This window comes from Collinsella aerofaciens (assembly GCF_027679495.1).
Taxonomy (GTDB): Bacteria; Actinomycetota; Coriobacteriia; order Coriobacteriales; family Coriobacteriaceae; genus Collinsella; species Collinsella aerofaciens_AK.
In genome coordinates this window covers 42,550-65,309 of sequence record NZ_JAQEKC010000004.1, presented here as the reverse complement: position 1 = coordinate 65,309, position 22,760 = coordinate 42,550, and the positions used below count along the sequence as shown (strand labels likewise).

General features: G+C 57.5%; 14 protein-coding genes. 12 read left to right on the top strand and 2 right to left on the bottom strand.

Annotated elements, in window-relative coordinates; translation table 11 throughout:
• The first annotated feature begins 11 nt into the window (after positions 1-11).
• Positions 12-2,789: a selenium-dependent xanthine dehydrogenase gene (gene xdh / locus PGW49_RS02440; RefSeq protein WP_270225400.1), complete on the top strand. Its 2,778-nt coding sequence runs from the start codon at positions 12-14 to the stop codon at positions 2,787-2,789.
• A gap of 487 nt (positions 2,790-3,276) precedes the next feature.
• Here xdh and PGW49_RS02435 read toward each other — a convergent pair whose 3' ends face one another.
• Positions 3,277-4,275: a hypothetical protein gene (locus PGW49_RS02435; RefSeq protein WP_270225399.1), complete on the bottom strand. Its 999-nt coding sequence runs from the start codon at positions 4,273-4,275 to the stop codon at positions 3,277-3,279.
• 592 nt (positions 4,276-4,867) lie between these two features.
• Here PGW49_RS02435 and PGW49_RS02430 point away from each other — a divergent pair.
• From PGW49_RS02430 to PGW49_RS02415, 4 genes are all read left to right on the top strand, one after another.
• Positions 4,868-6,259 (top strand): ATP-binding protein, encoded by a 1,392-nt coding sequence (locus PGW49_RS02430; RefSeq protein ID WP_270225397.1) that lies wholly within the window; start codon positions 4,868-4,870, stop codon positions 6,257-6,259.
• 273 nt (positions 6,260-6,532) lie between these two features.
• Entirely contained in the window at positions 6,533-7,738 is a 1,206-nt protein-coding gene (locus tag PGW49_RS02425; protein ID WP_270225396.1) for an ATP-binding protein, read from the top strand.
• A 455-nt stretch (positions 7,739-8,193) separates the two neighbouring features.
• Positions 8,194-8,928 (top strand): 3'-5' exonuclease, encoded by a 735-nt coding sequence (locus PGW49_RS02420; RefSeq protein WP_270225395.1) that lies wholly within the window; start codon positions 8,194-8,196, stop codon positions 8,926-8,928.
• A 75-nt stretch (positions 8,929-9,003) separates the two neighbouring features.
• Entirely contained in the window at positions 9,004-9,171 is a 168-nt protein-coding gene (locus PGW49_RS02415; protein ID WP_270225394.1) for a hypothetical protein, read from the top strand.
• Here the strand turns inward: PGW49_RS02415 and PGW49_RS02410 are convergent.
• A complete protein-coding gene (locus PGW49_RS02410; protein ID WP_270225393.1) occupies positions 9,168-9,995 on the bottom strand; it encodes an abortive infection family protein in 828 nt (275 codons plus the stop codon). The two genes, PGW49_RS02415 and PGW49_RS02410, sit on opposite strands and share 4 nt — an antisense overlap.
• Positions 9,996-10,479: 484 nt before the next feature.
• On the opposite strand from PGW49_RS02410, the gene PGW49_RS02405 reads away from it, so the two are divergent.
• From PGW49_RS02405 to PGW49_RS02375, 7 genes are read left to right on the top strand one after another with little or no spacing between them, the layout of a single operon-like run.
• Positions 10,480-10,686 (top strand): hypothetical protein, encoded by a 207-nt coding sequence (locus PGW49_RS02405; RefSeq protein ID WP_270225392.1) that lies wholly within the window; start codon positions 10,480-10,482, stop codon positions 10,684-10,686.
• Between the two features lie 2 nt (positions 10,687-10,688).
• Complete coding sequence (locus PGW49_RS02400) at positions 10,689-12,542, top strand: type I restriction-modification system subunit M (RefSeq protein WP_270225391.1); 1,854 nt, start codon at positions 10,689-10,691, stop codon at positions 12,540-12,542.
• A complete protein-coding gene (locus tag PGW49_RS02395; RefSeq protein ID WP_270225390.1) occupies positions 12,539-13,720 on the top strand; it encodes a restriction endonuclease subunit S in 1,182 nt (393 codons plus the stop codon). The genes PGW49_RS02400 and PGW49_RS02395 overlap by 4 nt, the downstream gene beginning before the upstream one ends.
• A 2-nt stretch (positions 13,721-13,722) precedes the next feature.
• Positions 13,723-15,048: a hypothetical protein gene (locus PGW49_RS02390; protein ID WP_270225389.1), complete on the top strand. Its 1,326-nt coding sequence runs from the start codon at positions 13,723-13,725 to the stop codon at positions 15,046-15,048.
• Positions 15,045-18,173, top strand: coding sequence for a type I restriction endonuclease subunit R (locus PGW49_RS02385; protein ID WP_270225388.1), 3,129 nt, complete (start codon positions 15,045-15,047; stop codon positions 18,171-18,173). The genes PGW49_RS02390 and PGW49_RS02385 overlap by 4 nt, the downstream gene beginning before the upstream one ends.
• A 38-nt stretch (positions 18,174-18,211) precedes the next feature.
• Positions 18,212-20,575: a hypothetical protein gene (locus tag PGW49_RS02380; protein ID WP_270225387.1), complete on the top strand. Its 2,364-nt coding sequence runs from the start codon at positions 18,212-18,214 to the stop codon at positions 20,573-20,575.
• Positions 20,576-20,612: 37 nt separating this feature from the next.
• The gene (locus PGW49_RS02375) at positions 20,613-22,736 is read left to right on the top strand and encodes a DUF262 domain-containing protein (RefSeq protein ID WP_270225386.1); all 2,124 of its coding nucleotides are present in this window, start codon (positions 20,613-20,615) and stop codon (positions 22,734-22,736) included.
• Positions 22,737-22,760: the final 24 nt, after the last annotated feature.

Here is a 22,760-nt window from a genome sequence, read left to right as displayed (position 1 = left end):
AGGGAATCACCATGGCACAGGAATTCACTTTTACCGTTAACGGTGTCGAGCACACGACGACGGAGAATAAACCACTGCTGCGCTATCTGCGCGACGACCTGCACATTCACTCCGCCAAGGACGGCTGCTCCGAGGGCGCCTGCGGCACCTGCACCATCCATGTGGACGGTGCGGCCGTCAAGGCGTGCGTGCTGACCACCGCTCTTGCCGCCGGCCGCAACATCGTGACCGTCGAGGGCCTGCCCGAGGACGTGCGCGAGGCCTTTGTGTACGCCTTTGGCGCCGTGGGCGCCGTGCAGTGCGGTTTTTGCATTCCCGGCATGGTCATGGCGGGTGCGGCGCTCATCGCCGAGGACCCCGAGCCCACCGAGGAGCAGATCAAGTACGCCATTCGCGGTAACGTCTGTCGCTGCACCGGCTACAAAAAGATTATCGAGGGCATCTCGCTGGCCGCTGCGGTGCTCCGCGGCGAAAAGCAGATCGACGAGGACCTGGAGCGCGGCGATGACTACGGCGTGGGCAAGCGCGCCTTCCGTATTGACGTGCGCAAGAAGGTGCTCGGCGAGGGCAAGTATCCCGACGACATCGACGAGCTCGATCAGCCGGGCCTGACCTATGCCAGCGCCGTGCGCTCCAAGTATCCGCGCGCCCGCGTGCTCTCCATCGACACCTCCAAGGCCGAGGCCCTGCCCGGTGTGGTGGGCGTCCTGCGCGCCGAGGACGTGCCGGTCAACCAGGTCGGCCACCTTATCCAGGACTGGGACGTCATGATCGCTCAGGGCGATATCACCCGCTGCGTGGGCGATGCCATCGTGCTGGTGGTCGCCGAGGACGAGGCGACGCTCGAGAAGGCAAAGAAGCTCGTAAAGATTGACTACGAGCCGTTGGAGCCCGTGCGCAACATTGTGGAGGCCAGGGCCGCCGACGCCCCGCGCCTGCATGACAGCTTCTTTGCCTTTGGCAACACAGTGGAGCTCAAGGACAACGTGTGCCAGAGCCGTCATGTGACGCGCGGCGACGCCGCCAAGGCGCTGGCCGAAAGCGCGTTCACCGTGACGCAGCGCTTTACCACGCCCTTTACCGAGCATGCCTTCTTGGAGCCCGAGTGTGCCGTTGCCTTCCCGTACAAGAACGGCGTCAAGGTGCAGTCGACCGACCAGGGTGCCTACGATACGCGCAAAGAGTGCGCTCACATGTTTGGCTGGGATAGCGAGCCCGAGCGCGTGGTTGTAGAGACCATGCTCGTGGGTGGCGGCTTTGGCGGCAAGGAGGACGTGTCCATCCAGCACTTGGCCGCGCTCGCCGCCTATAAGTTCCAACGTCCTGTGAAGTGTAAGCTCACGCGTGCCGAGTCGCTCGCTTTCCATCCCAAGCGCCATGCCATGGACGGCACCTTTACGCTGGGCTGCGACGCCGAGGGCAACTTTACCGGCCTAGACTGCGAGATCAACTTTGACACCGGCGCCTACGCGTCGCTGTGCGGCCCGGTGCTCGAGCGCGCCTGTACGCATGCCGTCGGCCCCTACAAGTACCAGAACACCGACATCCGCGGCTTTGGCTACTACACCAACAACCCGCCCGCCGGTGCGTACCGCGGCTTTGGCGTTTGCCAGTCCGAGTTTGCGCTCGAGAGCCTGATCGACCTGCTGGCAGAGAAGGTCGGCCTGGATCCGTGGGAGATTCGCTACCGCAACGCCATCGAGCCGGGCGAGGTTTTGCCCAACGGTCAGATTGCCGACTGCTCCACGGCGCTGAAGGAGACACTGCTCGAGGTCAAGGATGCCTACTATGCGCATCCCGGACACGCCGGTATCGCCTGCGCCATGAAGAACGCCGGCGTGGGCGTTGGCCTGCCCGATGCCGGCCGCTGCAAGATTCGCATCGAGGACGGCGTGGCCGTGGTCTATGCCGCCACGTCCGACATCGGCCAAGGCTGCAACACCGTCTTTTTGCAGGACGTTGCCGAGGCATGCGGCCTGCCGCTTCGCTGCATCGCCAACGGCGAGTGCTCCACCGAGAACGCTCCCGACTCCGGCACCACGTCTGGCTCGCGTCAGACGGTCGTGACCGGCGAGGCCGTGCGCGGTGCCGCCTTCCTGCTGCGCGATGCCATGCTTGACATCGAGGCCGGCAAGCATGCACCCGATGCTCCTGTGAGCGCCCATGGTGATGGCATCAAGATCGAGTACGACGACGGTCGCGCCTATCAGCTGCACACACAGGAACTCGTCGCCGGCCAGGGTATGCATCCTCAAGATCCCGCTGCCGCCATCAAGGCGCTCGAGGGCTGCGAGTTTGGGTACGTGTACCTGGAGCCGACCGACAAGCTGGGCGCCGACGTTCCCAACCCCAAGAGCCACATCTGCTACGGCTTTGCCACGCATGTGGTCATTCTGGATGATGACGGTCGCGTGAGCGAGGTCTATGCCGCGCACGATTCCGGCAAGGTGGTCAATCCCATCTCCATCCAGGGTCAGATCGAAGGCGGCGTGCTCATGGGTATGGGCTATGCGCTTACCGAGGATTGGCCGCTCAAGGACTGCGTGCCCCAGGCAAGGTACGGCACGCTCGGACTGTTCCGTGCGCCCGAGATTCCGGATATCCACGCCATCTACGTGGAGAAGGATGAGCTGCTGCCCGTGGCATACGGCGGCAAGGGCATCGGCGAGATCGCAACAATCCCCACGGCGCCCGCCGTACAGAACGCCTATCGCGCATTTGACGGCAAGCTGCGTCCGGATCTGCCCATGGTGGATACGCCCTACAGCCGCGCTCGTCACCGCGGGTAGGGTAGAGCGCGGACGGCATTGCTGACGGGCAGTTCGCGCTCAGCATCAACTACATACGCTGCGCCTTTGGCCCCGGCTCCATCGCGAGTCGGGGCCTTTTGTTTGGAGCGCCTCCGCATACGGAAACTGCATCCCGGAATCCAGCCTCGGAACGGGATTAACTTTCCCAACGGGGCCGCATGCGGAAACTGCGTCCCGGAATCGTGCCTCAGAATGGGATGTGTTTTCCGCTGGCCGGCCGTTTGGAAAGTGCATCCCAGTTTGAGCGTTTATTCCGGGATGCGGTTTCCGCTGAAGGACTCAACCGGAAAGCACGACCCGTTCCGAGACCTGATTCCGGGACACGCTTTCCGCCAGGCCCGCCATCCGGAAAGTGCATCCCGTTTTGAGCGTCCAGGCTGGGCCGCGCTTTCCGTTGGCGTGGCCGTTGGGAAAACGCGGCCCAGATAGGGGGGATGCGATCCGGCGATGCACGGCCTAGCAGCTCCTACAGCTCCACGTCGTTGAGCCACGTCGGCAGCGCGGTCTGCCGGATGCCTGCCGTCTGCAGCTTTTTGGCGAGCATTCCTGCCGAGCGGACCTCGTTCATGTTAAAGCGCAGCAGAGGGTGGCCGTAGAGCGATAGGTGCGCCTCGCGCTGTCGTTCGGCAACGAGCGCCTCGGCGGTGGTGCGTCCGGCCAGCATGGTCTGGTCGGTATATTTGATGAGCCCGTCGAGCTCGCCCAGCGTGAGTTCCCGCGCCTGGCGCTCCCAGGCAAAGTCCGTTCGTATGGGCTTGGCCGAATCGAAGGGGTCCGTCAACTCGTATTGAAGCCAGTCGGGCGCAAAGCCCGTCTCGATCATGACGGCTCGGGCGACCGATTCCCCGCCGCTCTCGGCGCGGGCGTCGGCATATCGAAGCGTTGTGAGGGCGGTGCGAATCGCGCGACCATTGCGGGCAGTCGCTCGTTGCTCAACGGCCTCCATCAGCTGTTCCGGCGCAAGGCCGAGCTTTGAGATCGCCGAATCGGCAATGGGCATGCCGTCGGCAAAACCAGTTTGCAGCAGGCAATCTGTGGCCGTTTGGATGGGCGGCGTTACCGATATGCCGGCTCTGCGTATTGCTCCGGCCGGCTCAATCTGGTGTCGCTGAATATGTGCGCCCGGACGAGCCGACGGCTTTGTCGAGCTGCAAACATGCACGACATTCAGATGTCGCCACGAGACCTCGAGCCCCAGCAGGCAAGCTGCCGAAAACGAGCAGAACGTCCAATCGGGGTGGATGATCGCAAGGGCGCGAATAATCTCGCAATGACGCTGCGCCCGGTTGAGCTCATCCCAGCGCATTTTGCGCGCGAACAAACCCGGCATGGGGGAGACGACCGCGCTGCCGATGCGCCGAAGGAGCGCTTTTCGGATCGCCGCGCTCGGGGGAATCAGACAGCGCTCCTCTTGTTCGGCTTGGTTCAACAGCTGGTCGATGAGTTGGTCATTGCAATGGGTCATGAGCTACCGCCTTCTTTTGGGTAGCAAAAACGTACCAGCTGGAACTTGCCGCTCAGCTGACCAAAAGCTGACCAAAATCTAACCATGCAGGTAGATGACCTGCTTTTGGCGACATATTTCTTGTTTGAATCGGTGGGCGGTAATCGGCGACCGTGAACGGTAGCTGGATATGAAGTCTTGGTAAGTATCGGGACGTGTACTTTTCCGAAAAAGAGCAATCTATCTGCTGTTTTGTGTTTCTGGACCGCATATTTGAAGGCATGTGATAAGGGCGGCGGATCGTTGCATTGTATCTGCGGAAACTGTGTCCCGGAATTGCCACTCGGAATGGGACGTGCTTTCCGGATCAGCCCTCAAGCGGAAACTGTGTCCCGGAATCGAGCCTCGGGGTGGGACGCACTTTCCGGATGGCATGTTTGGCGGAAACTACGGCCCAGTTTTTGGCTCCAGAACGGGATACATTTTCCGGAACGGTCCACGTGCGGCGGTGTATCGCCCCTTTTCGTGCGCCGCTTGTCGAATTACGTTATAGCTAGCTATATTATAGGAAGGTATAATATAGCTAGCTATAACGCAAAGGAAGGATGGCCCTATGTTTATCGGAAGAACAGTGGAAATGTCCGAGCTCAATCGACTGTATGGCACGGGCTCCTTTGAAATGCCTGTGATTTACGGCCGCCGTCGTGTGGGTAAAACGCGCCTTATCACAGAGTTCATCCAAGGCAAGAAGGCTATTTACTTTCAAGCTCGTCGTACCAATGCGGAGGCAAACCTGCACGGCTTTAGCCAGGCGATACTTGCAGGCTCGGTTGGTGCTGCAGGCGTGTCGTTTCGTAGTTTTGACGAAGCGTTCGATGCATTGGCCACCATGGCTCGCACGGAACGTTTGGTTGTCGTGATTGACGAGTATCCCTATCTCGCCCAATCGAATCCCGAAATCAGCTCGTTGCTGCAAGATAAGATCGATCACCTGTACAAAGAGACCAAGCTCATGCTTATCCTGTGCGGGTCGTCGCTTTCGTTTATGGAAGAGCAGGTGCTGGGCTACGAGAGTCCGCTATACGGTAGGCGTACGGCCCAGTTTAAGATCATGCCGCTCGATTTTATGACGACCCTCGGCCTGTGGCAGAGCATGAGTCGCGAAGACGCTGCAGTTTGCTATGGCATGACGGGCGGCATTCCTGCATATATCGAGAAAGTCGATCCTGCCGCACCGCTCAAGGACAACATCAAACGTCTTTTTCTTACTCCTACGGGCTATCTCTTTGAGGAGCCGAGTAACCTGCTATTGCAAGAGTGCCGCAATCCCGAGCAATATGATGCGATTGTGCAGGCAATTGCCCAGGGGCGCTCGAAGATCTCGGAGATTGCGAGCTCCACGGGAATCCCTGCGAGCAACGTAAAGAGCTATGTGGATAAGCTGGCGTCGCTTGGGATTGTCGAGCGCGAGCTGCCCCTAAACGAGACGAGCAATAAGCGAGCCGTGTATCTGCTGAGCGACCAGATGTTTAGGTTCTGGTACAAGTTTGTTCCGCAGAACATCGGGCTGATTCAAAACGATATGGCCGAGATGGCGTATAAGCGCATTGAGCCGCACGTATCGGATTACATGGGTACGGTCTTTGAGCTTATATGCAGGCAATACGTGTACGAACTTGCGCGGGCGGGCCAGCTCGATGTGGTTCCGGCGAGCGTCGGGCGCTGGTGGGGGACGGATAATCGCACGCATACGCAGGAAGAAATCGACTTGATTGTTGACGATGGCGAGGGCACTGCGCTGTTTGCGGAGTGCAAATGGCGCAATGAACCGGTGGGCGAAGACATGCTGCAAAAGCTCGTGCACCGAAGCGAGCTCTTTAGGCGGCAGCATAAAAGCTACGTGATCTTCTCGAAGCGTGGCTTTACGCAAGGATGCCAGGAAGCCGCAGAGAGCAGGGGAGACGTCAAGCTGATTTCGTTTGCCGAGATGTGCGAGCGGAGATAACCAAGCGCTCTGATGCGATGCTCGGAATGGGTCGCGCTAAGGATGCCAAGCGTAAAACCTTCAATGAAAATGGCGTAAAAACTACATCTGTCATGGCGTAAAAACTACATTGAAAGTAGCGTAAAATCAGCATTGAGAATGGCGTAATTTCGCATATCGCGTGATAGAGAGGGACGGCCGTCTGTGGATGCACCAAAGAGATTGACCCAAAAGGGATATAGGCCCCGGCTCATAGAGGAGCGCCTCGACACCCTTATGCGGGCGTTTGGCTGTGTGGAGATCAACGGCCCCAAATGGTGCGGCAAGACCTGGACGGCGCTCTCTCGCTCGGCGAGCGTCTCCAGGCTCGATGAGCCTGCGCAGCGTGCGGCGGCAGAGGTCGACCCAAGCCTGGCGCTCATCGGCGATGCGCCACACCTGGTCGATGAATGGCAGGAGGTGCCCGAGGTTTGGGATGCCGCCCGGCGTTTCGTGGACGCGAGCGGCAACGAACGGGGGACACTTTTGCTCACGGGCTCGACCGCGCTCAAAAGCGAGGAGCGCAGCCATGTTCGTCATTCCGGCACGGGTAGGATCGCCCGTCTGTCAATGCGCCCCATGGCCCTGTGTGAGTCGGGCGACGGCGAGCCGCTCGTGTCACTGGCAAGCCTCTTTAAGGGCGAGGATTTTGCCCCTCAGCGTCGCGAGAGCACGGTGGATGACGTCGCCCGCTGGTGCTGCAGGGGCGGTTGGCCTGCAAATCTTGGGCTTTCGGAAGATCTTGCGCGAGAGACGGCAAGCCAGTACGTGCACTCGGTGCTCGACGTCAACGTGCTGGACGAGGGTATGTCGCCCGAGCTTGCACACGGCCTTTTGCGAGCTCTTGCCATGAACGAGAGCCAGGCTGTCACGTACAAGACGCTCGTAAAGGACGCCTCGTACGGTGAGGCGGGCCCCGACGAGAGGACCATCGCTGCGTACTTGGACCTCTTCAACAGGCTCAAGCTGACCGAGGACCTGTGCGGATGGGAGCCGCCCATGCGCTCGAAGGCCCGCGTTCGCGTGCGCCCCAAGCGCTACTTCTGTGACCCGTCACTTGCGGCGGCGTTGCTGGGGGCTACCCCTGAGCGGCTGCTTGGCGATATGCAAACGCTGGGGATGCTCTTTGAGAATCTCGTCCTGCGCGACATGCGCGTGTTCCTTTCCACCTACGGCGGTGTCGACAACAGTGTCCATTATTTCCGAGATGAGAAGGGCCTTGAGGTCGATCTGATCGTTGAGCACGACGGGCGCTGGGGAGCCATCGAGGTCAAGCTGAGTGATGCGAAAGCAGACGATGGAGCGAGAAATCTCAAGGCGCTGGAGAGGAAAGCGCTCTCCAATCCTGCCGCCCAGAATGCCGCGCCGGCGTTTTTGGCGGTCGTGGTTGGAAAGGGGAGTATTGCCTACACACGCGACGACGGCGTGGCGGTGATTCCCATGGCGGCACTTGGGGCGTAGTGGTTTTGCGGGCGTGCCGTGCTTCCTTTACCGAAAATCCATTTGGTAAACCAGATGCTCGCGGATAGAATAAAGTTGACGGCAGCCCAAGGGTGATAGCTGGGCAGCGCTGTTGCTTGGTCAAGAGGTCAGTGCCTTAATGGCAGCGACTTGTTATGCTTCGAATGCTGCTTGAGTGCCTCGGAAAGTTCGATAAGCGCCGTGAAGAGCGAGACCAAAGCAACCAAGAGCTCTACGAGCTCTGATGGGCCCGGGATGACCGCTGATTCAAGTCACCGGGCCCAAATCTTTTTCATGCATTTGAATAGAGCGGGCGATTCTCTTGGGGCCGTCTGCATGGCGTGCGACCAGCGCATGGTATTGCGCCCCGCTTTCATGTCCGCACGGGCGCCTATCCTTACGGCAATGTAGCCGCCTATGTAGCAAGCGGCAGTTGACGGAGAAAGGCCCTAACCGTGTCAGCTGAAAAGATGCCGTGTATCTCGGCTATCGATACGACGAACTTTGCGCGCCAGATTGTGCTGGACTTTGAGTTTGCGCCGGTGCCAAAGCAGCGCCAGCGCCGTGGGCTGCGCAATGAGATTATCGAGGTCGGCGCCGTTAAGCTCGATTACCACGGCAACGTTATGGGCGAGTTCTCGCAGTTTGTGCAGACGGAATTTACCGAAGGCGTTGCGTATCCCGTCCGCGAGCTCACGGGGATATCGGCCGTGGACACCGCGATGGCCGATCCGCTCTACATGGTGATAAAAAGGCTCAGCGATTGGATCGGTCGCTACTCCGCCCAGGTGGTCTGTTGGAGCGGTGCGGACCGTCGGCAGCTTTTGACCGAGTGCCAGGCAAAGCACATCGACCTTTCCACATTTCCTACGGACTGGGCCGACCTGCAGGCGTTTTACACCTCGATCATGGACGTTGGCAGCCACGGGCGCGTCTCGTTGGGCGACGCGGCAACGTGGTTCGGCATCGAGTTTGACGAGTCGACGGGCCATGCCCACAGCGCCCTAGCCGATGCGCGCGTGACCGCCAAGCTGCTCAAGCAGGTGATGGACGGGGACTATCACGTGAGTCCGCGCGCCCAAGAAGTCCGCCAACGTTGGGGGATGGGCGAGCGGGCCCAGACACGCCTCTCTAGCAAGTGCCCCGAGCTGGGCGACCTGCTGCTGAAGCTGAAGGCGGAGGGGAGGTAGGGGGACGCCCTCCGCCTATGCTGGCGCGGCATCTTATTGCCTAGCAGTTCCTGATGTTGGCAAATGGCTTCCACAGTGGCCAATCGCGATCAGCTGCGCCTCATCATCAAAGCAAAAGTGCAGACGGAATGGATTGCGGCAGTTGCGACCGTCGCCCTTGACGTGCGGCAAGATGCAAATCTGGTTGCCCTTGTAAATGCGCTGGCGAAGCTGCATAAGTTCGAAGCCGATTGTGTCGGTTAACTTTGCTGGCTTTCTTTGCGCCATTCATGGGCATCCCAGAGGTATTCGACTAGCGTCGCCGAACTTCCTACAGCAAGTTTTGCGTGTCTTATGGTCAGTCCTTTATAGCTGTCGGCTTTGCCGTGACCTGTTCCATATGGGTTGCGCAGCTCGGCAATACCGCCGGCGATGTTGCCGAGGCTACTGAGGATGCGCTTTATGGTCCCTCCCGCCGGGAGGTCGGCGTTAATGTCGTCTGTCTCAATGCCGAGGCACTTCATCGTTTCCTTGACAAGCTGCGATACGCCCCAATTGCCCCCATAGTCTCTGCTGTTTTCTTCAAGGATTGTTTTGCAACAACTTTCGATCAGTTCCTTGGACTTACCAATTGCTTCAGTTGGATTGGTCTCTCGCGATGAAAAGAGAGCATCGATTTGTTGACGCATGTAGTCGCTCGTGAAATGGGTCTCAAGTTCCTCACGTTGGGCGAGAACGGAGACGCCTGCTCGTTCTCGCCTCGCAACGGGCTTGCACTTTTCATAAAGAAAATGATGGTTCTTAGCGTCGCGAGCTGTGGAAGTGCCATCCATTTCGCTGGCGTATTCAGGCTGTGCCTCATAGTAATCAAACAGGTCGCATAGCAACTTTGTTCCGCTTACATCAGATTCTTCTTCGATGTACTTGGTGAGAGATCTACCTTTCGATAGGCCGTAATGAGCGCAAAGCGCAACGCCAATGCTGCTTTTAGTAAAAGTGTCGAAGGAGCTTGTTGTGAAATTAAGAACATAGCCGCCACGGTTGAAGAGTCTGAGAAACAACCCTTTTTCAATTTCGGTCATAGCCATTTTTTCTCGCCTTGCAAAACACCTGATACTTCTTGATGAGGCATTATAAGGAGACGATGCAAACTTTCCTAGAGTGGGCGTCATCGCCCGTTGAATCGTGTCCAAGATTATCTGAACGGAAAGCTATTATGTGCAATTCTGGTAGCTCTCTTTTGAACAGCTGTCTTCGCTTGCCCAGATGGGGTCATACGCCTTGAAGCGGTTCCCCTCTGCCTCCCAACATCTCGGGAACCGTAATTGATTCATTATGGTTCCACTTCAACGATTGCCGCGCATGTCGCTGCGCGCTCAATGCAGTTCTTTTATGATGCTTTGTATTGCGTTCTCCTACACACGCTTTAATCTGCGCAAATAATGGTCTTGCTCCATTTTATTGGAGACAATTGCATTGCCTGCCTATCTGCACCAGACGGCTATTTCCCTTTCGCCCTTTGCTAGAATCGTAAGCACATTTGTATTGCATCGTGCAATCGCGGAGGTTCCCATGAAGTACGCCGACCTTATCGACGGAGAAGCCACCCCGAGCGAGCTCAGAAGCTTCCTCGTGGACGGCGAGAACGTGGCGGTAACCATCCGCATCCCCAAGAACATGCGCGATGCCGCCAAGGAGGCGGCCGCTCTCAATGGCGTCAGCTTCACGTCCCTCGTGAAGACGAGCCTCATTGAGTATCTGTCCAAGAAGGAGAACTAACGATGGCGGACATCCGCAAGCTTGAGAACGAGCTCTGGGAGGCAGCAGACGAATTACGTGCCAACTCCAAGCTGACGAGCCAGCAGTACTGCATGCCGGTTCTGGGCCTCATCTTCCTGCGCTATGCATGGGGTCGTTTCAAGCGCGCCGACGAGCAGATCGAAGCTGAGCGTGCCGCTATCACGGGTCGCAAACCGCCCAAGCAGGCAGCGGACTACTCCGCCAAAGGCGCGATGTTCATCCCCGAGGAGGCCCGCTATGACTACTTGCTCAACCTGCCCGATGGTGCCGACATCGGCAAAGCGGTCAACGAAGCCATGGCAAGTATCGCTGCCATTAACCCCTCGCTCGCGGGCGTCCTTCCTGACACCTACGCTGACCTTGGCAATGACCTGTTGCGCAGCGTTATCCGCGTCTTCAACAACCCTGCCCTCGACGAGGAGGGCGATGATATCATCGGCCGCATCTACGAGTACTTCCTCGGCAAGTTTGCTCCAGCGGTGGCAAGCGACGACGGCGTCTTCTTTACGCCCAAGTCGCTCGTCCGCATGATCATGAACGTCATCGAGCCCTCGCGTGGCAAGATGCTCGATCCTGCTTGCGGCTCGGGTGGCATGTTCGTTTCCGCCAGCGACTACGTGCGCGAGCAGGGTGACAACCCCGCTGAGACCATGATGTTCTACGGACAGGAGAAGGTCGACTACAACGCCAAGCTTTGTCTCATGAACATGGCTGTTCACGGCATGCAGGGCAACATCAAGTCGGGCGATGACGCCAACACCTTCTACAACGATGCGCACGCGCTCGACGGCAAGTGTGACTTTGTGGCCGCCAACCCGCCCTTTAACGTGGATAAGGTGAAGCACGCAAAGGCTCTGGACGCCGGTCGCCTGCCGCTTGGCGCACCGAAGTCGAACAAGAAGAAAGAAGTGTCCGCAAGCGGTGCCAACTATCTCTGGATTAATTACTTCTACTCCTACCTCAAGGACACGGGCCGCGCGGGTTTCGTCATGGCGTCCTCCGCTACCGATTCCAACGCCGAGCGCGTCCAACGTCGCAAACTCGTGGAGACCGGCCACGTGGACGTGATGCTCTACGTTGGCAACAACTTCTTCTACACCAAGAGCCTGCCGTGTACGCTGTGGTTCTTCGACAAGGGCAAGCCCGAGGCGCTGCGCGACAAGGTCTTGTTCATCGACGCCCAGCGCTACCACACCGCCGTCTCCACGACGCTTAACGAGTGGACGCCTTGGCAACTCAAGAACCTCTCGGCCATCGTCTGGCTCTATCGCGGCGAGGCGAGCAAGTACCACGATCTCATCGAGGCGTACAAGGACCGTGCGATCGAGATTGCTACGCTGTTTGGCGGCGAGGTGGCAGAGAAGCTCTTGGGTATCGGCGGTGGCGAGGACTTCTCCGCCGCGCACGAGGCGATGCTCGCTGCCATCGAGGGGCAGAAGGCCGCGGCCAAGGCCGAGGTCGATGCCCTGCCCAAGCGCGAGCAGAAGAAGCGCCGTGAGGCCCTTACTGAGGTGACGGCGCGGATGGAGTCCGCGGCTACTGAGATCGGCGAGGCCGTCTGGCTTGTCGAGAAGTTCGGCGAGGGCGAGTACGCGGATGTGCCGGGGCTGTGCAAGGTGGCCACGCGTAATGAGATTCAGGGCGACCAGCCTGCCGAGAAGAGCTCTTGGAGCCTGACGCCGGGTGCCTACGTGGGCGTGCCTCCTGTAGAGGACGACGGCGTGGACTTCCATGAGCGCATGGCCGAGATTCACTCGGAGTTGCTGGAGCTGCAGAAGCAGGGTAACGACCTCATGGCCACTATCGACCGCAACTTCCAGGAGCTGGGACTATGAGCTGCAAACTAAATGATGTCTGCGAGCTGATCGTCGATTGCCCACATTCAACAGAGCCTGACGAGGGCGAGGGATATCCGATTATTCGCACTCCAAACATCGGAGTCGGCTACCTTGATCTCGAGGGTGTTCAACGAGTTTCCAAGGCTGCATACGATAGGCGAAATATTCGCGCCGTTCCACGTCCGAATGATTTGATACTCGCCAGGGAGGCTCCTGCTGGCAATGTTGGCATCATTAGAGAGGGCATGGAGGTGTGCCTCGGGCAAAGAACCGTTCTCATTCGCCCTAAAGCCGAGAAGGTTAGCCCTCTATTCTTGAACTACTATCTCAATGCTCCGAAGCAGAGACATGCGCTGCTTAGCAACTCAAACGGAGCAACTGTCTCCCACGTCAACATGCCGATTATTCGCAACCTGGTAATTGGGCTTCCTGACCGTGAGACCCAAGATCGCATTGCTGACGTGCTCTCTGCTTATGACGAGCTAATCGAGAATAACCGCAGGCAGATCAAGCTCCTGGAGGAGGCCGCCCAGCGCCTCTACAAGGAGTGGTTCATCGACCTCAAGTTCCCCGGTCACGAGACCACGCCCATTGTCGATGGTCTTCCTGAGGGGTGGCGTATGGGCTGTCTTGGTGAATGCTGTGCTCTTATCAAAACGATATCGAAACAAGATGAACGCACGGGCAATGAGCTATATATCGGACTTGAGCATATGCCAAAGGACTCTATATGCCTTCGCGCCCATGGCGTTGCCGCCGACGTTGTCGGGAATAAAACCGAATTTAGAAAGGGCGATGTCCTGTTTGGGAAAATTCGACCGTACTTCCATAAGGTTGGATTTGCGCAATTTGATGGGGTCACTTCAACCGATGCGATTGTCATGCGGGCGGTTGAAGGCAAACAGGCGTTCCTGCTCGCGGTTGCATCTTCCGATGAGTTTGTCTCCTATGCAACTGCTACCAGTAAAACCGGGACGAAAATGCCCCGTGCCGATTGGGCCGCAATGAAGTCCTATCAGGTCCCTATTCCTTCCGCCGATGTTGCTTCTCGTTTCGAAAACATTTGCGAATCGTTCCTTTCGGCTATTGCGCAGTGCAGCAGTCTGATTGTTGCTGCTCGCGAGGCGCGCGACCGCTTGCTTCCCAAACTTATGTCTGGGGAAATCGAGGTGTAGCGATGGAGTGCGAAAAGACGTTCCAGATACATCTCGACCCTGCTCTTATCGAGCGGTTCCATGACTTGCTCGGAAGACATGAACATATTTCGGAGCAGATTTCGTTTGTGGAAAAGGCTTTCGAGAAGAAGAAATTTCGGGGCCTTCCCGCATGGGATTGCATCTGCTCGTGCGAGCACAGGATTCGTGATACGGTCGCTTACCTGAATGAACAGGTACTTGGGACGGCTACGTATGAGTACGGGAGCGCGTTCGACTTTATTAACTTCATCAACAATGCCGCTACCGTGATTGATTGTGTTGATATGCTCGCAAGAATTTTTGGAGTTGACCTCTCCGAGGAGAATGACCGCACCGGAGCGTTCTCCCAGCTTGGTAGGAACGGGAAGGGCACAGACCAAAAATATTTCAGGTTCATTCGTTCCCTTTGCGCGGTTCATCCAGTGGAGACAAGTCGCTATGCCGGTGAGTACCAAAGTTCGGGGCTCGTTACCTGCCCGTACATCACATGGGTAAAGGAGCCAATTTTCAAGACAATGTGGGATTGCGACTTGCACGCCCATGCGTTCACGAATGCGCCCAACAGCTGGGGCGATGACGTTTGTATCCATATGGACCAGGTCTTTGACTATATCGAGTTTCGTTATGGATTGCTGGAAAAGGTCATCGAGGGTCTCGGACGCTTTCAGCGGGAGGCCATTGCTAGGTTTTGCTCTATCCCGGTTCCCGACAGGGGAGGGAACGAGACGGAGGGGGAATTTATTGATCGCTTGAAGAGTGCCGAGCTTGAGCGCTTTGGCTCCAGTAACGACTTCATTTACGACTTCGCCAAGAAGGCAGTGTCTTTCGTCCCTTCGAACGAGGTAAACCTTTCGGCTGCCCGCCGTTATGCGGAGGCGTGGCGTCATGCCTTGGGGCTGCAGCTCAACATACTTCGTGACATGTCGAGGGAAGGTCTGGAACATGCCGGTATCGAAGGCGATGAAACGGACTGGATTCTGTTTGAGCACCTGCTTTTCTCTCATTCGGGTGCCCAGGAGCTGAGGGGGTTCGAATACAACCTCGAGAAGATCCATTATCTCGACGGCGAGTATGGTCCAAGTGACGCGAATTGGGGGCGCATCAAACTCCGCGAGATGGACGACGTTCTCGGCAGGCGAGTCGTTTTCGACTATGAGAGCGACAGCGACGATGAGCTGTACATGCTTTCGCGCATCGCCCTGTACGAAATCGCCCTCATGCACCCGTGCGAGATCAATGACGCGATCCCGCTTGATTTGAAATACCGTCCGGCAGACGCCATGACACGAGATGGAGGAAGGCTATGACCAGCCGTTACTCCGAAGAGGAGGCTGTCCAGAAGCCCGCGGGCGAGCTGCTTCGTCGCATGGGGTGGGACGTCCATTACTGCTTCGACGATGAGGTTCTCGGCCCCTGTGGCACGCTGGGTCGTGACTCCTATAAGGACGTCCTTCTCAAACGCGACCTCATGAACGCGTTGGTTGAGCTGAACGAACACCTTGCCGAGGCGGAATGCGCCGAGGCCGTGGCGACCTTGGAGCAAGTCTTCGTCGGCGATTCGCTGCTTCAGGCCAACGAGGCAAAGTATAAGATGCTTCGCGATGGCATACCGGTGAAGAAGGTCCAGCCCGATGGCTCCATGCGTACTGAGCTCGCGCGGGCTTTCGACTTTGAGCATCCAAAGTTGAACCGCTTCGTGGCGGCAGAGGAACTGTGGGTGAAGGGCCCCATGCATCGACGCCGCTGCGACCTCGTAGGCTTCGTCAACGGTGTGCCACTGCTGTTCGTCGAATTCAAGCGCCACGACAAGGACGTGCTGCGCGCGTACGAGGACAACTACACCGACTACCAGGATACCATTCCCCAGATTTTCTACTACAACGCCTTTGTGATGCTCTCCAACGGGCTGGAGTCCAAAATCGGAACGCTGGGCAGCTCCTACGAGTTCTTCGGCGAGTGGAAGCGCCTGAGCGAGGAGGACACCGGCAGCGTTGCGCTCGAGACCATGTTGAGGGGTGTGTGTAACAAAGAAACGCTGTTAGACCTCTTCCAGAACTTCATTCTGTTCGACCACTTCGACTCGCCTGCCGCCAAGATCCTTGCGCGCAACCACCAGTACCTGGGCGTGAACGAGGCCGTGCGTGCCTACTCTGAGCGCGAGCTGCGCGACGGAAAACTCGGCGTCTTCTGGCACACGCAGGGCTCGGGCAAGAGCTACTCGATGGTGTTCCTGGCTGAGAAGATCCGCCGAACGCAGCCGGGCTCGCCGACCTTCCTGGTCCTCACCGATCGCGACGAGCTCAACAAACAGATTAGCGAAACGTTCGAGAGCTGCGAGTGTCTGGCGGGCGTTCCCGCCGAGCGCTGCCGCGCCACGAGCGGGAAGGACCTTGCGGAGAAGCTCAAGGGCAACCCGAGCTACATCTTCTCGCTTATCCAGAAGTTCAACCAGCCTGACGCGGAGCCCATCGTACCGGACCACGATATCGTCGTGCTCTCTGACGAGGCGCACCGGTCAAACAACGGCATCTTCGCCGAGAACATGATGAAGCTACTGCCAACGGCTTCGCGTCTTGGCTTTACCGGCACGCCACTTCTTGCCTACGACAACCTAACTGCCAGGACCTTCGGCGGCTACGTTTCAGTCTACGACTTCAAGCGCGCCGTCGAGGACGGAGCTACAGTGCCGCTGTTCTACGAGAACCGTAGTGACCAGCTTGGCATCGAGAATCCGGAGATCAACGACGAGCTGCTCCAGGCCGTGGAAGACGCCGACCTTAACGCCGACCAGACCGAGAAGGTGCAGGCCCAGCTCAACCACGGGGTCCATATCATCATGGCCGAGCCACGCCTGAGAGCCGTGGCACGCGACTTCGTTTCCCATTACACGAACATCTGGGAGTCGGGCAAGGCCATGTTCATCTGCGTGAATAAGGTCACCTGCGTGATGATGTACAACTACGTGCAGGAGTATTGGACCGAGGCGCTCGACGAGGAGCGCGCAAGGCTCGTCGGCATGGACCAACAACAGGCCATGGAGCAGCGTCGCAAAATCGCCTGGATGGAATCCACCGAGATGGCGGTCGTGGTGAGCCAGGAGCAGAACGAGATCGACCGCTTCCGCAAGTGGGGGCTCGACATAGCGTCGCATCGCCAGAAGATGGAGGAGCGCCAGCTAGACGATGAGTTCAAGGATGCCGACAACCCTTTCCGCATCGTCTTCGTATGTGCCATGTGGCTTACCGGCTTCGACGTGAAGTCGCTCTCGGCCATGTACTTCGACAAGCCACTCAAAGCTCACAGCCTCATGCAGGCCATCGCGCGCGCCAACCGCGTGAGCAAGGGTAAGAGCAACGGCCTCATTATCGACTACGTCGGCGTCGTGAAGGCGTTGAGGAAAGCCCTGGCCGACTACACCGAGAACCCTGGCGACGGAGGCGGAGTCGACCCGGTGGTCGACAAGGACGAGCTGCTTGCGAGGATTTCCGAGCTCACGGACGACACCGTTGCGTTCGTGTCGTCACTGGGCTACGAGCTCGAATCCCTGCTGACGGCCGAGGGTTTCGACAAGGTGGCAGAAATCAAGAATGCCGCCGACTGCGTGTCACGGTGCGACGAGACAAAGAAGCGCTACGGCGTCATGTGCCGCGAGCTGTTCACCCTGTACAAATACGTGAGCCGACGCGAGGTGGGCGAGGAACTGCTGGCTAAGCGCGACGCGTTGCGTGCCGTCTTCAACCATATCAACGCCCACAGGGCCAGTGCCGACACAACCGGCCTCATGGTCCAGCTGCAGGGTATCGTGAGCGAGCACGTGGTGGTCAACGAGGCCTCCGAGGGGCTCAAGACGGCTACCAGGTTCGATATCAGCAGCATCGACTTCAACAGGCTCTCGCAGGAGTTCGCCAAGGCCAAGCGCAAGCATCTCATCATTGACGACCTGCGTTCTGTCATAGAGGCGCGTCTTGAGTCCGCGCTGAAGGACAACCCCAGGCGAATCGACTACTTCGAACGGTACGAGCGGATTATCGAGAGCTACAACTCCGAGCAGGACAAGGCGATGATCGAGAAGACGTTCAACGACCTCGTCAACCTGTCCCGCGACCTTGATGACAAACAGAAGGAGTGGGTGCGCGAGGGTTTTCAGAACCAGCAGCAGATGACTGTGTTCGAGATGCTATTCAAGGATACACTGACGCCTGCAGAGATCAGGCAGGTCAAGAGTGTCGCCATCGAGATGGTATCTATTATCGAAGAACGGCTTGCCAACATGGTGCGCTGGACGGACAAGGCAGAGACTCGTGACGCCGTTCGCGTTATCGTGCGCAATGAGGTGTATAAGCTGCCAGAGACGAGCTATCCCGATGAGGTCCTGGACGACTGCATCACCGAGATTTTCGAGTACTTTTACGAGAGAGATTTGGCGGCGTAGAGTAATCTGATTTTACGCGTTTGCGGGAGGAAGCCGGTATGGCAGGCGAACTTGTTTTTAGTGGTGGCGAGATAGTCTACGCCATATCTCAGCTGCCTCAAGTCACATCTGTGCCGCTGAACGGTAGCGCCGTGCTGATTGGTTTTGAGGACGCTCCCAATGGGGAGGAGGCCCTCTTTGATTTTGACCCTCGGGCCGAAAAGGCTACGAAGCTCGACTATGAACTTGCAGCCGTTAGCGGGCTCCTTACGGGCGCGTTGAATATCCTATGGCAGAAAGACTCCAACCTTGAGGGTGCCAAAGAGTGGGGCGACGAGAAGGTTGGCAAATTCGTTCTTATGGTTGCCAAGTCTGCGGGTATGACAAAGGCGGATGCAACTCTAGAAGACGCTATCCGCCTTTTGGAGAAAGAGTTTCCTTCTGTCGCGGACAAACTTACTGCCGAGTTTGGCGGCGGGCTCCAACATCATCTGCGGGATTTCTCGCACCACCCGAGTTTGGTTGGCCTTGCGTGTTCGATCCTCTCGCAATTCACGGGCAAAGGCTATGGCACCGATACGGTCGGCCGGTTTGTCGCCTTCGACCTGCCTGCCGCCGTCTTCGATCCCGACTGTCCACTTATAGGTAGGAACGTTCCGGAGAAGATCGCGTTTGGCACTCTGTTCTGGGCGATGCATCTTGTGAGCGACATGGCGGGGTCTAGCTCCAACCCCGGTAAGGGGACGGGCATTCCCGGCATCGTGCTGTCCCTGCTCAAAGAACTTTCTTCCTTACCTGTATTTCAAAACTTGCAGGTTGCCTATAAGGGTAAGAATATTCGCATTCAGCAATGGATTTCGAAGCTGTTTAATGGAGCGACGTTCAGGACCGAGGATGGCAAACCCATCCGCTTCGACCTTCGGGCGGAGGTTGGTCTTCTCGATCAGGCTCTAAGCCAGGTGCCGGCAGTCATGGCCAACGAGATTATCGTTCGCTGCCTCTATATGCTCTCTCGGCTCAAGGTCGAGCTAGAACGTTGCGAAGTGAGCGATGCTCCCGGCTTGCACAAGCTCAAGGCTTCGCATTTCATGCCCTACAACAGCAGAGCTCTCGCCCGCATGGTCACGGTTTCGAGCACTTCGTTCGTTCTGGCAAATCTGGCGACAGCAGCAGTTAGGGCAGGTATCGAATGCGAGGGGAACAAGGTCGTTTTCGCCCAGAAGCTCTTCTTGCGAATAAACTACGTTGGAGTTGGACGCCTTGCGTTTGCCCTCCATGCCGACTGGGGCTATATGGCGGAGGAAATGTCCGAGGCTTGGGCTGAGCGCGCCAGGCGCCGCCAGGATATCTTCGATGGATTCCACTTTTATAGCCTAGATAGAGAAACGACGAGAATTGCCTTCTCGCTGAAGCTTGCCGCCATCAACTACGACTGCAGGAACGAGAAGAACAATGTGCACAAAGGGCAAAAGAGGAGCTGGGCCCGCGCATGGCAGGATTCGGTCGCGGATGGCCTAGGCGTTGATGCAGACGGCTACTTTTTGAGCGAGGAAGATGCGTACCGAGCCCTTGAGACAGTTTCGCGGCGGCGAGGCGGTAGGGTGCGCGCCCTGCTGGTTGCACAGGAGCTAGTCGAGTTTTGCCCCTATTCGCAGTTAGGAGATGAAGAGAAGAAAGAGTACAAAGGTTTGAAGGAGAGTGGGTCTTGGGTTAAAGATGAATTTCCCAGGAGACAGGACGCGGTTGATTTGGACGCCGTACGTTCCCTAGAGAAGCAATGCGGGGCGCATATCCGTGAGCTTTCAGGTACATTGCCAAAGGTCTTGGTGGGTGGCGCCATTGCCGTGGCGGCGGCCCTTGGCACAGGAGGAGTTGCCGCGGCATTGGCTCCGGATATTGCTATCGGCATCTTTGGAGGCTCGTTTGTCGGCCTCCACGGGGCTGCGCTTGTCAATGCGAGCCTTGCTGCGGCTGGCGGTGGCGCCTTGGCCGCCGGTGGCATGGGCATGGCCGGTGGCACCGCTTTGATTGCGGGCAGCGGCGCTGCGCTTGGCTTTTTGGGTTCTGGTGGCGTTGCCCTAGCGGCGTCGATGGGGGAGGACTATGCTCAGTTCGTGCTCGTTGAATGCTCAAGGCTTCTCGCATTTCTTGATGTGGCAACTGACCACTGCCCGCATGAGGGGGCCATTTTGGTGCAGAAGGCGGCCGAGGCCGTGCAGCGCAGCATCGCTGGTGTTGAGGTGGATGTCGAGAAGGAGAATGGAAAGGGTGACCGCAGGGATGGCAGGTTGCTTAAGCAGTTGAAGAAGGGTCTTGGGTATTTGACTTCAACCCTTAAGCTGATCGAGAAGATGCAGAAGCGCCTTGGTGCCGCCGATGAGAGTGAGCCGCTCAACAGCTTGCCGGCATCAGGTGATGAATAGGTTCACTGTAAATTGATGGAAGAGGAGACAGGCGCAAATGAAAGCAACCGAGGAGAATCTGCTCGACCTTATGGGCGTGGCGAAGATGCAGTTCGTCATTCCCGTGTACCAGCGAGTTTACTCGTGGAGTGTGAAAGAGTGCGAGGTGCTTTGGGATGACGTCATGCGCGCTGGCCGTGATGGCGTATCGCACTTCGTGGGGTCGATGCTCTATATCCCCGAGTCCGAGAGCTCTGCCACGAGTATCTCGCGCGTGCTTCTGATTGACGGACAGCAGCGTCTGACGACGTTTTCGTTGATGATTGCTGCCTTGGCTGACTATCTGGAGAGTAATCCCGACAAGGCTGGCTTCCTTGGCGATCTCAAGATTTCGGCGCTGCGGAAGAACTACCTCTTTAACGATGACGACTACAACGGTCTAGCGCGCTACAAATTGGTGCTCTCGCAGGACGATAAAGAGACGCTGTTCTCCATCGTGTCTAGGTCACCCGTGCCGGATGAAAAATCGGATCGCATTGTCGAGAACCACGCGTTCTTCCGTGAAAAGATGCACGGGAAATCATTCGACCCTGCAAGGCTTTGGGCGGGGCTAAACCGCGTGCAGGTCATCGACACTAAGCTCACCGCTGGCGTCGATAATGCCCAGCTCATATTTGAGTCCATGAACTCCAAGGGTAAGCCGCTCACGCCTATCGACCTCATTCGTAACTACGTTCTTATGTCGCTTCCCAACGACGAGCAGACCAAGCTCTACGAGGGTTACTGGCATCCGCTCGAGCGCTTGTTCGGAAAAGGCGGCGAAGAAGAGTTCAATGCATTTATCTGGTACTGGCTGTGGCTTAAAGTTCCCAATAGGATGCCGAAGGAGAACGAGGCCTACTACGAGTTTAAGCGCTATTTCGCCGACGACTACGATGGTGACACCGAGGGTCTGCTTAAGGAGCTGCGCGGGTATGCACATAGATACGCCAGTCTGTTCCTTGGTAAGGAGAAGGACGACGGACTGCGCCGAGTGTTCGGCAGAATCGTAAGCCTCGACGTGAAGCAGATAAGGCCCCTCTTAATGTTGCTTTATTCGGTTTACGAGGGGAATGGACTAGACCGCAATGCGTTTTTACGTATCTGCGAGACTATCGAGTCGTTTCTGTTCAGGCGAGCGGTTTGCGGCAGACTTACCACGGGCCTAAATAATTTCTTTGCCGGCATGTATCGCAATCTCGAGCAGCAGGACGATATCGAGGAGTACGTTACGGCGATGCTCCTTATCCACAGCAGCGGTATGACCGCATACTTTCCGACAGACGAGCATTTTGTCGAGGAGTTTAAGACGCGTGACTGCTACAACCGCTTCTCTAAAAAGCGCTATTACCTGGAACGCATGGAGAACTGGCACCACCCGAAGGAGTCCATCTCAGCCGACGATTACCAGATCGAGCACATCATGCCCCAGACGATCGATGATGAGCACGGCTGGAAGGAATCGCTTGGTGAGAACTGGGAAGACGTCCACGACAGGCTGTGCAACAACTTGGGAAATCTTACGCTGACGGGCTACAACCAGGAGTACTCAAACCGGTCGTTCTCGGACAAGCTCAATCTGCCTGACGTCGGATTTAAGTGCAGCCCGCTCTACCTAAACAAATCGATTGTCTCGCATGAAAAATGGGGTGAGGAAGAGATCGGGCAGCGCGCGGACGAGCTGGCGAAAGAAGTGTGCGAGATATGGAAGTATCCCGACCTTCCGGCAGACGTCGTCGACAAGTACCGTCCTTCTCGTGGGGAGTCTGACGAGGCTCCTGTCTGGACTCTGCAGGAGAACCACCCCACCTTTGCCGAAGGTGGGCTCAACCAGAAGCTTTTCGATGAGGTGCGCGAGTCCGTTCTGAGTGGTAACCCTTCGTGGGAGTCCTACATAGCTAAGTACTATGTAGGCTTCAGGTCGGGCAAGCGAAAACTGCATGCCGTGTTAGAAGGCAGGACCAGCAACGGTGGTTGGATTGCCGTTGGCTTGGCAAAGAGTGTGGATGATCTAACGGATCCAGAGGACATGTGCCAGGACAAGCGTACGCAGGGTGGATTTGGCCCGGGCTTACCCACTTACGTTGCGCTTCGGAATGCCGATGACATTCCTGCGGTGCTCGATCTCATAAAGCAGTGCTAGGTTGAAGGCTGGGAATCTAGTTCC

What these genes read in the sequence shown, in the direction of transcription:
- PGW49_RS02390 (WP_270225389.1), top strand. Translation starts at nt 13,723, where the DNA reads ATGGAGTGCGAAAAGACGTTCCAGATACATCTCGACCCTGCTCTTATC.
- PGW49_RS02410 (WP_270225393.1), bottom strand. Translation starts at nt 9,995, where the DNA reads ATGGCTATGACCGAAATTGAAAAAGGGTTGTTTCTCAGACTCTTCAAC.
- PGW49_RS02435 (WP_270225399.1), bottom strand. Translation starts at nt 4,275, where the DNA reads ATGACCCATTGCAATGACCAACTCATCGACCAGCTGTTGAACCAAGCC.
- PGW49_RS02405 (WP_270225392.1), top strand. Translation starts at nt 10,480, where the DNA reads ATGAAGTACGCCGACCTTATCGACGGAGAAGCCACCCCGAGCGAGCTC.
- xdh (WP_270225400.1), top strand. Translation starts at nt 12, where the DNA reads ATGGCACAGGAATTCACTTTTACCGTTAACGGTGTCGAGCACACGACG.
- PGW49_RS02430 (WP_270225397.1), top strand. Translation starts at nt 4,868, where the DNA reads ATGTTTATCGGAAGAACAGTGGAAATGTCCGAGCTCAATCGACTGTAT.
- PGW49_RS02395 (WP_270225390.1), top strand. Translation starts at nt 12,539, where the DNA reads ATGAGCTGCAAACTAAATGATGTCTGCGAGCTGATCGTCGATTGCCCA.
- PGW49_RS02375 (WP_270225386.1), top strand. Translation starts at nt 20,613, where the DNA reads ATGAAAGCAACCGAGGAGAATCTGCTCGACCTTATGGGCGTGGCGAAG.
- PGW49_RS02385 (WP_270225388.1), top strand. Translation starts at nt 15,045, where the DNA reads ATGACCAGCCGTTACTCCGAAGAGGAGGCTGTCCAGAAGCCCGCGGGC.
- PGW49_RS02380 (WP_270225387.1), top strand. Translation starts at nt 18,212, where the DNA reads ATGGCAGGCGAACTTGTTTTTAGTGGTGGCGAGATAGTCTACGCCATA.
- PGW49_RS02400 (WP_270225391.1), top strand. Translation starts at nt 10,689, where the DNA reads ATGGCGGACATCCGCAAGCTTGAGAACGAGCTCTGGGAGGCAGCAGAC.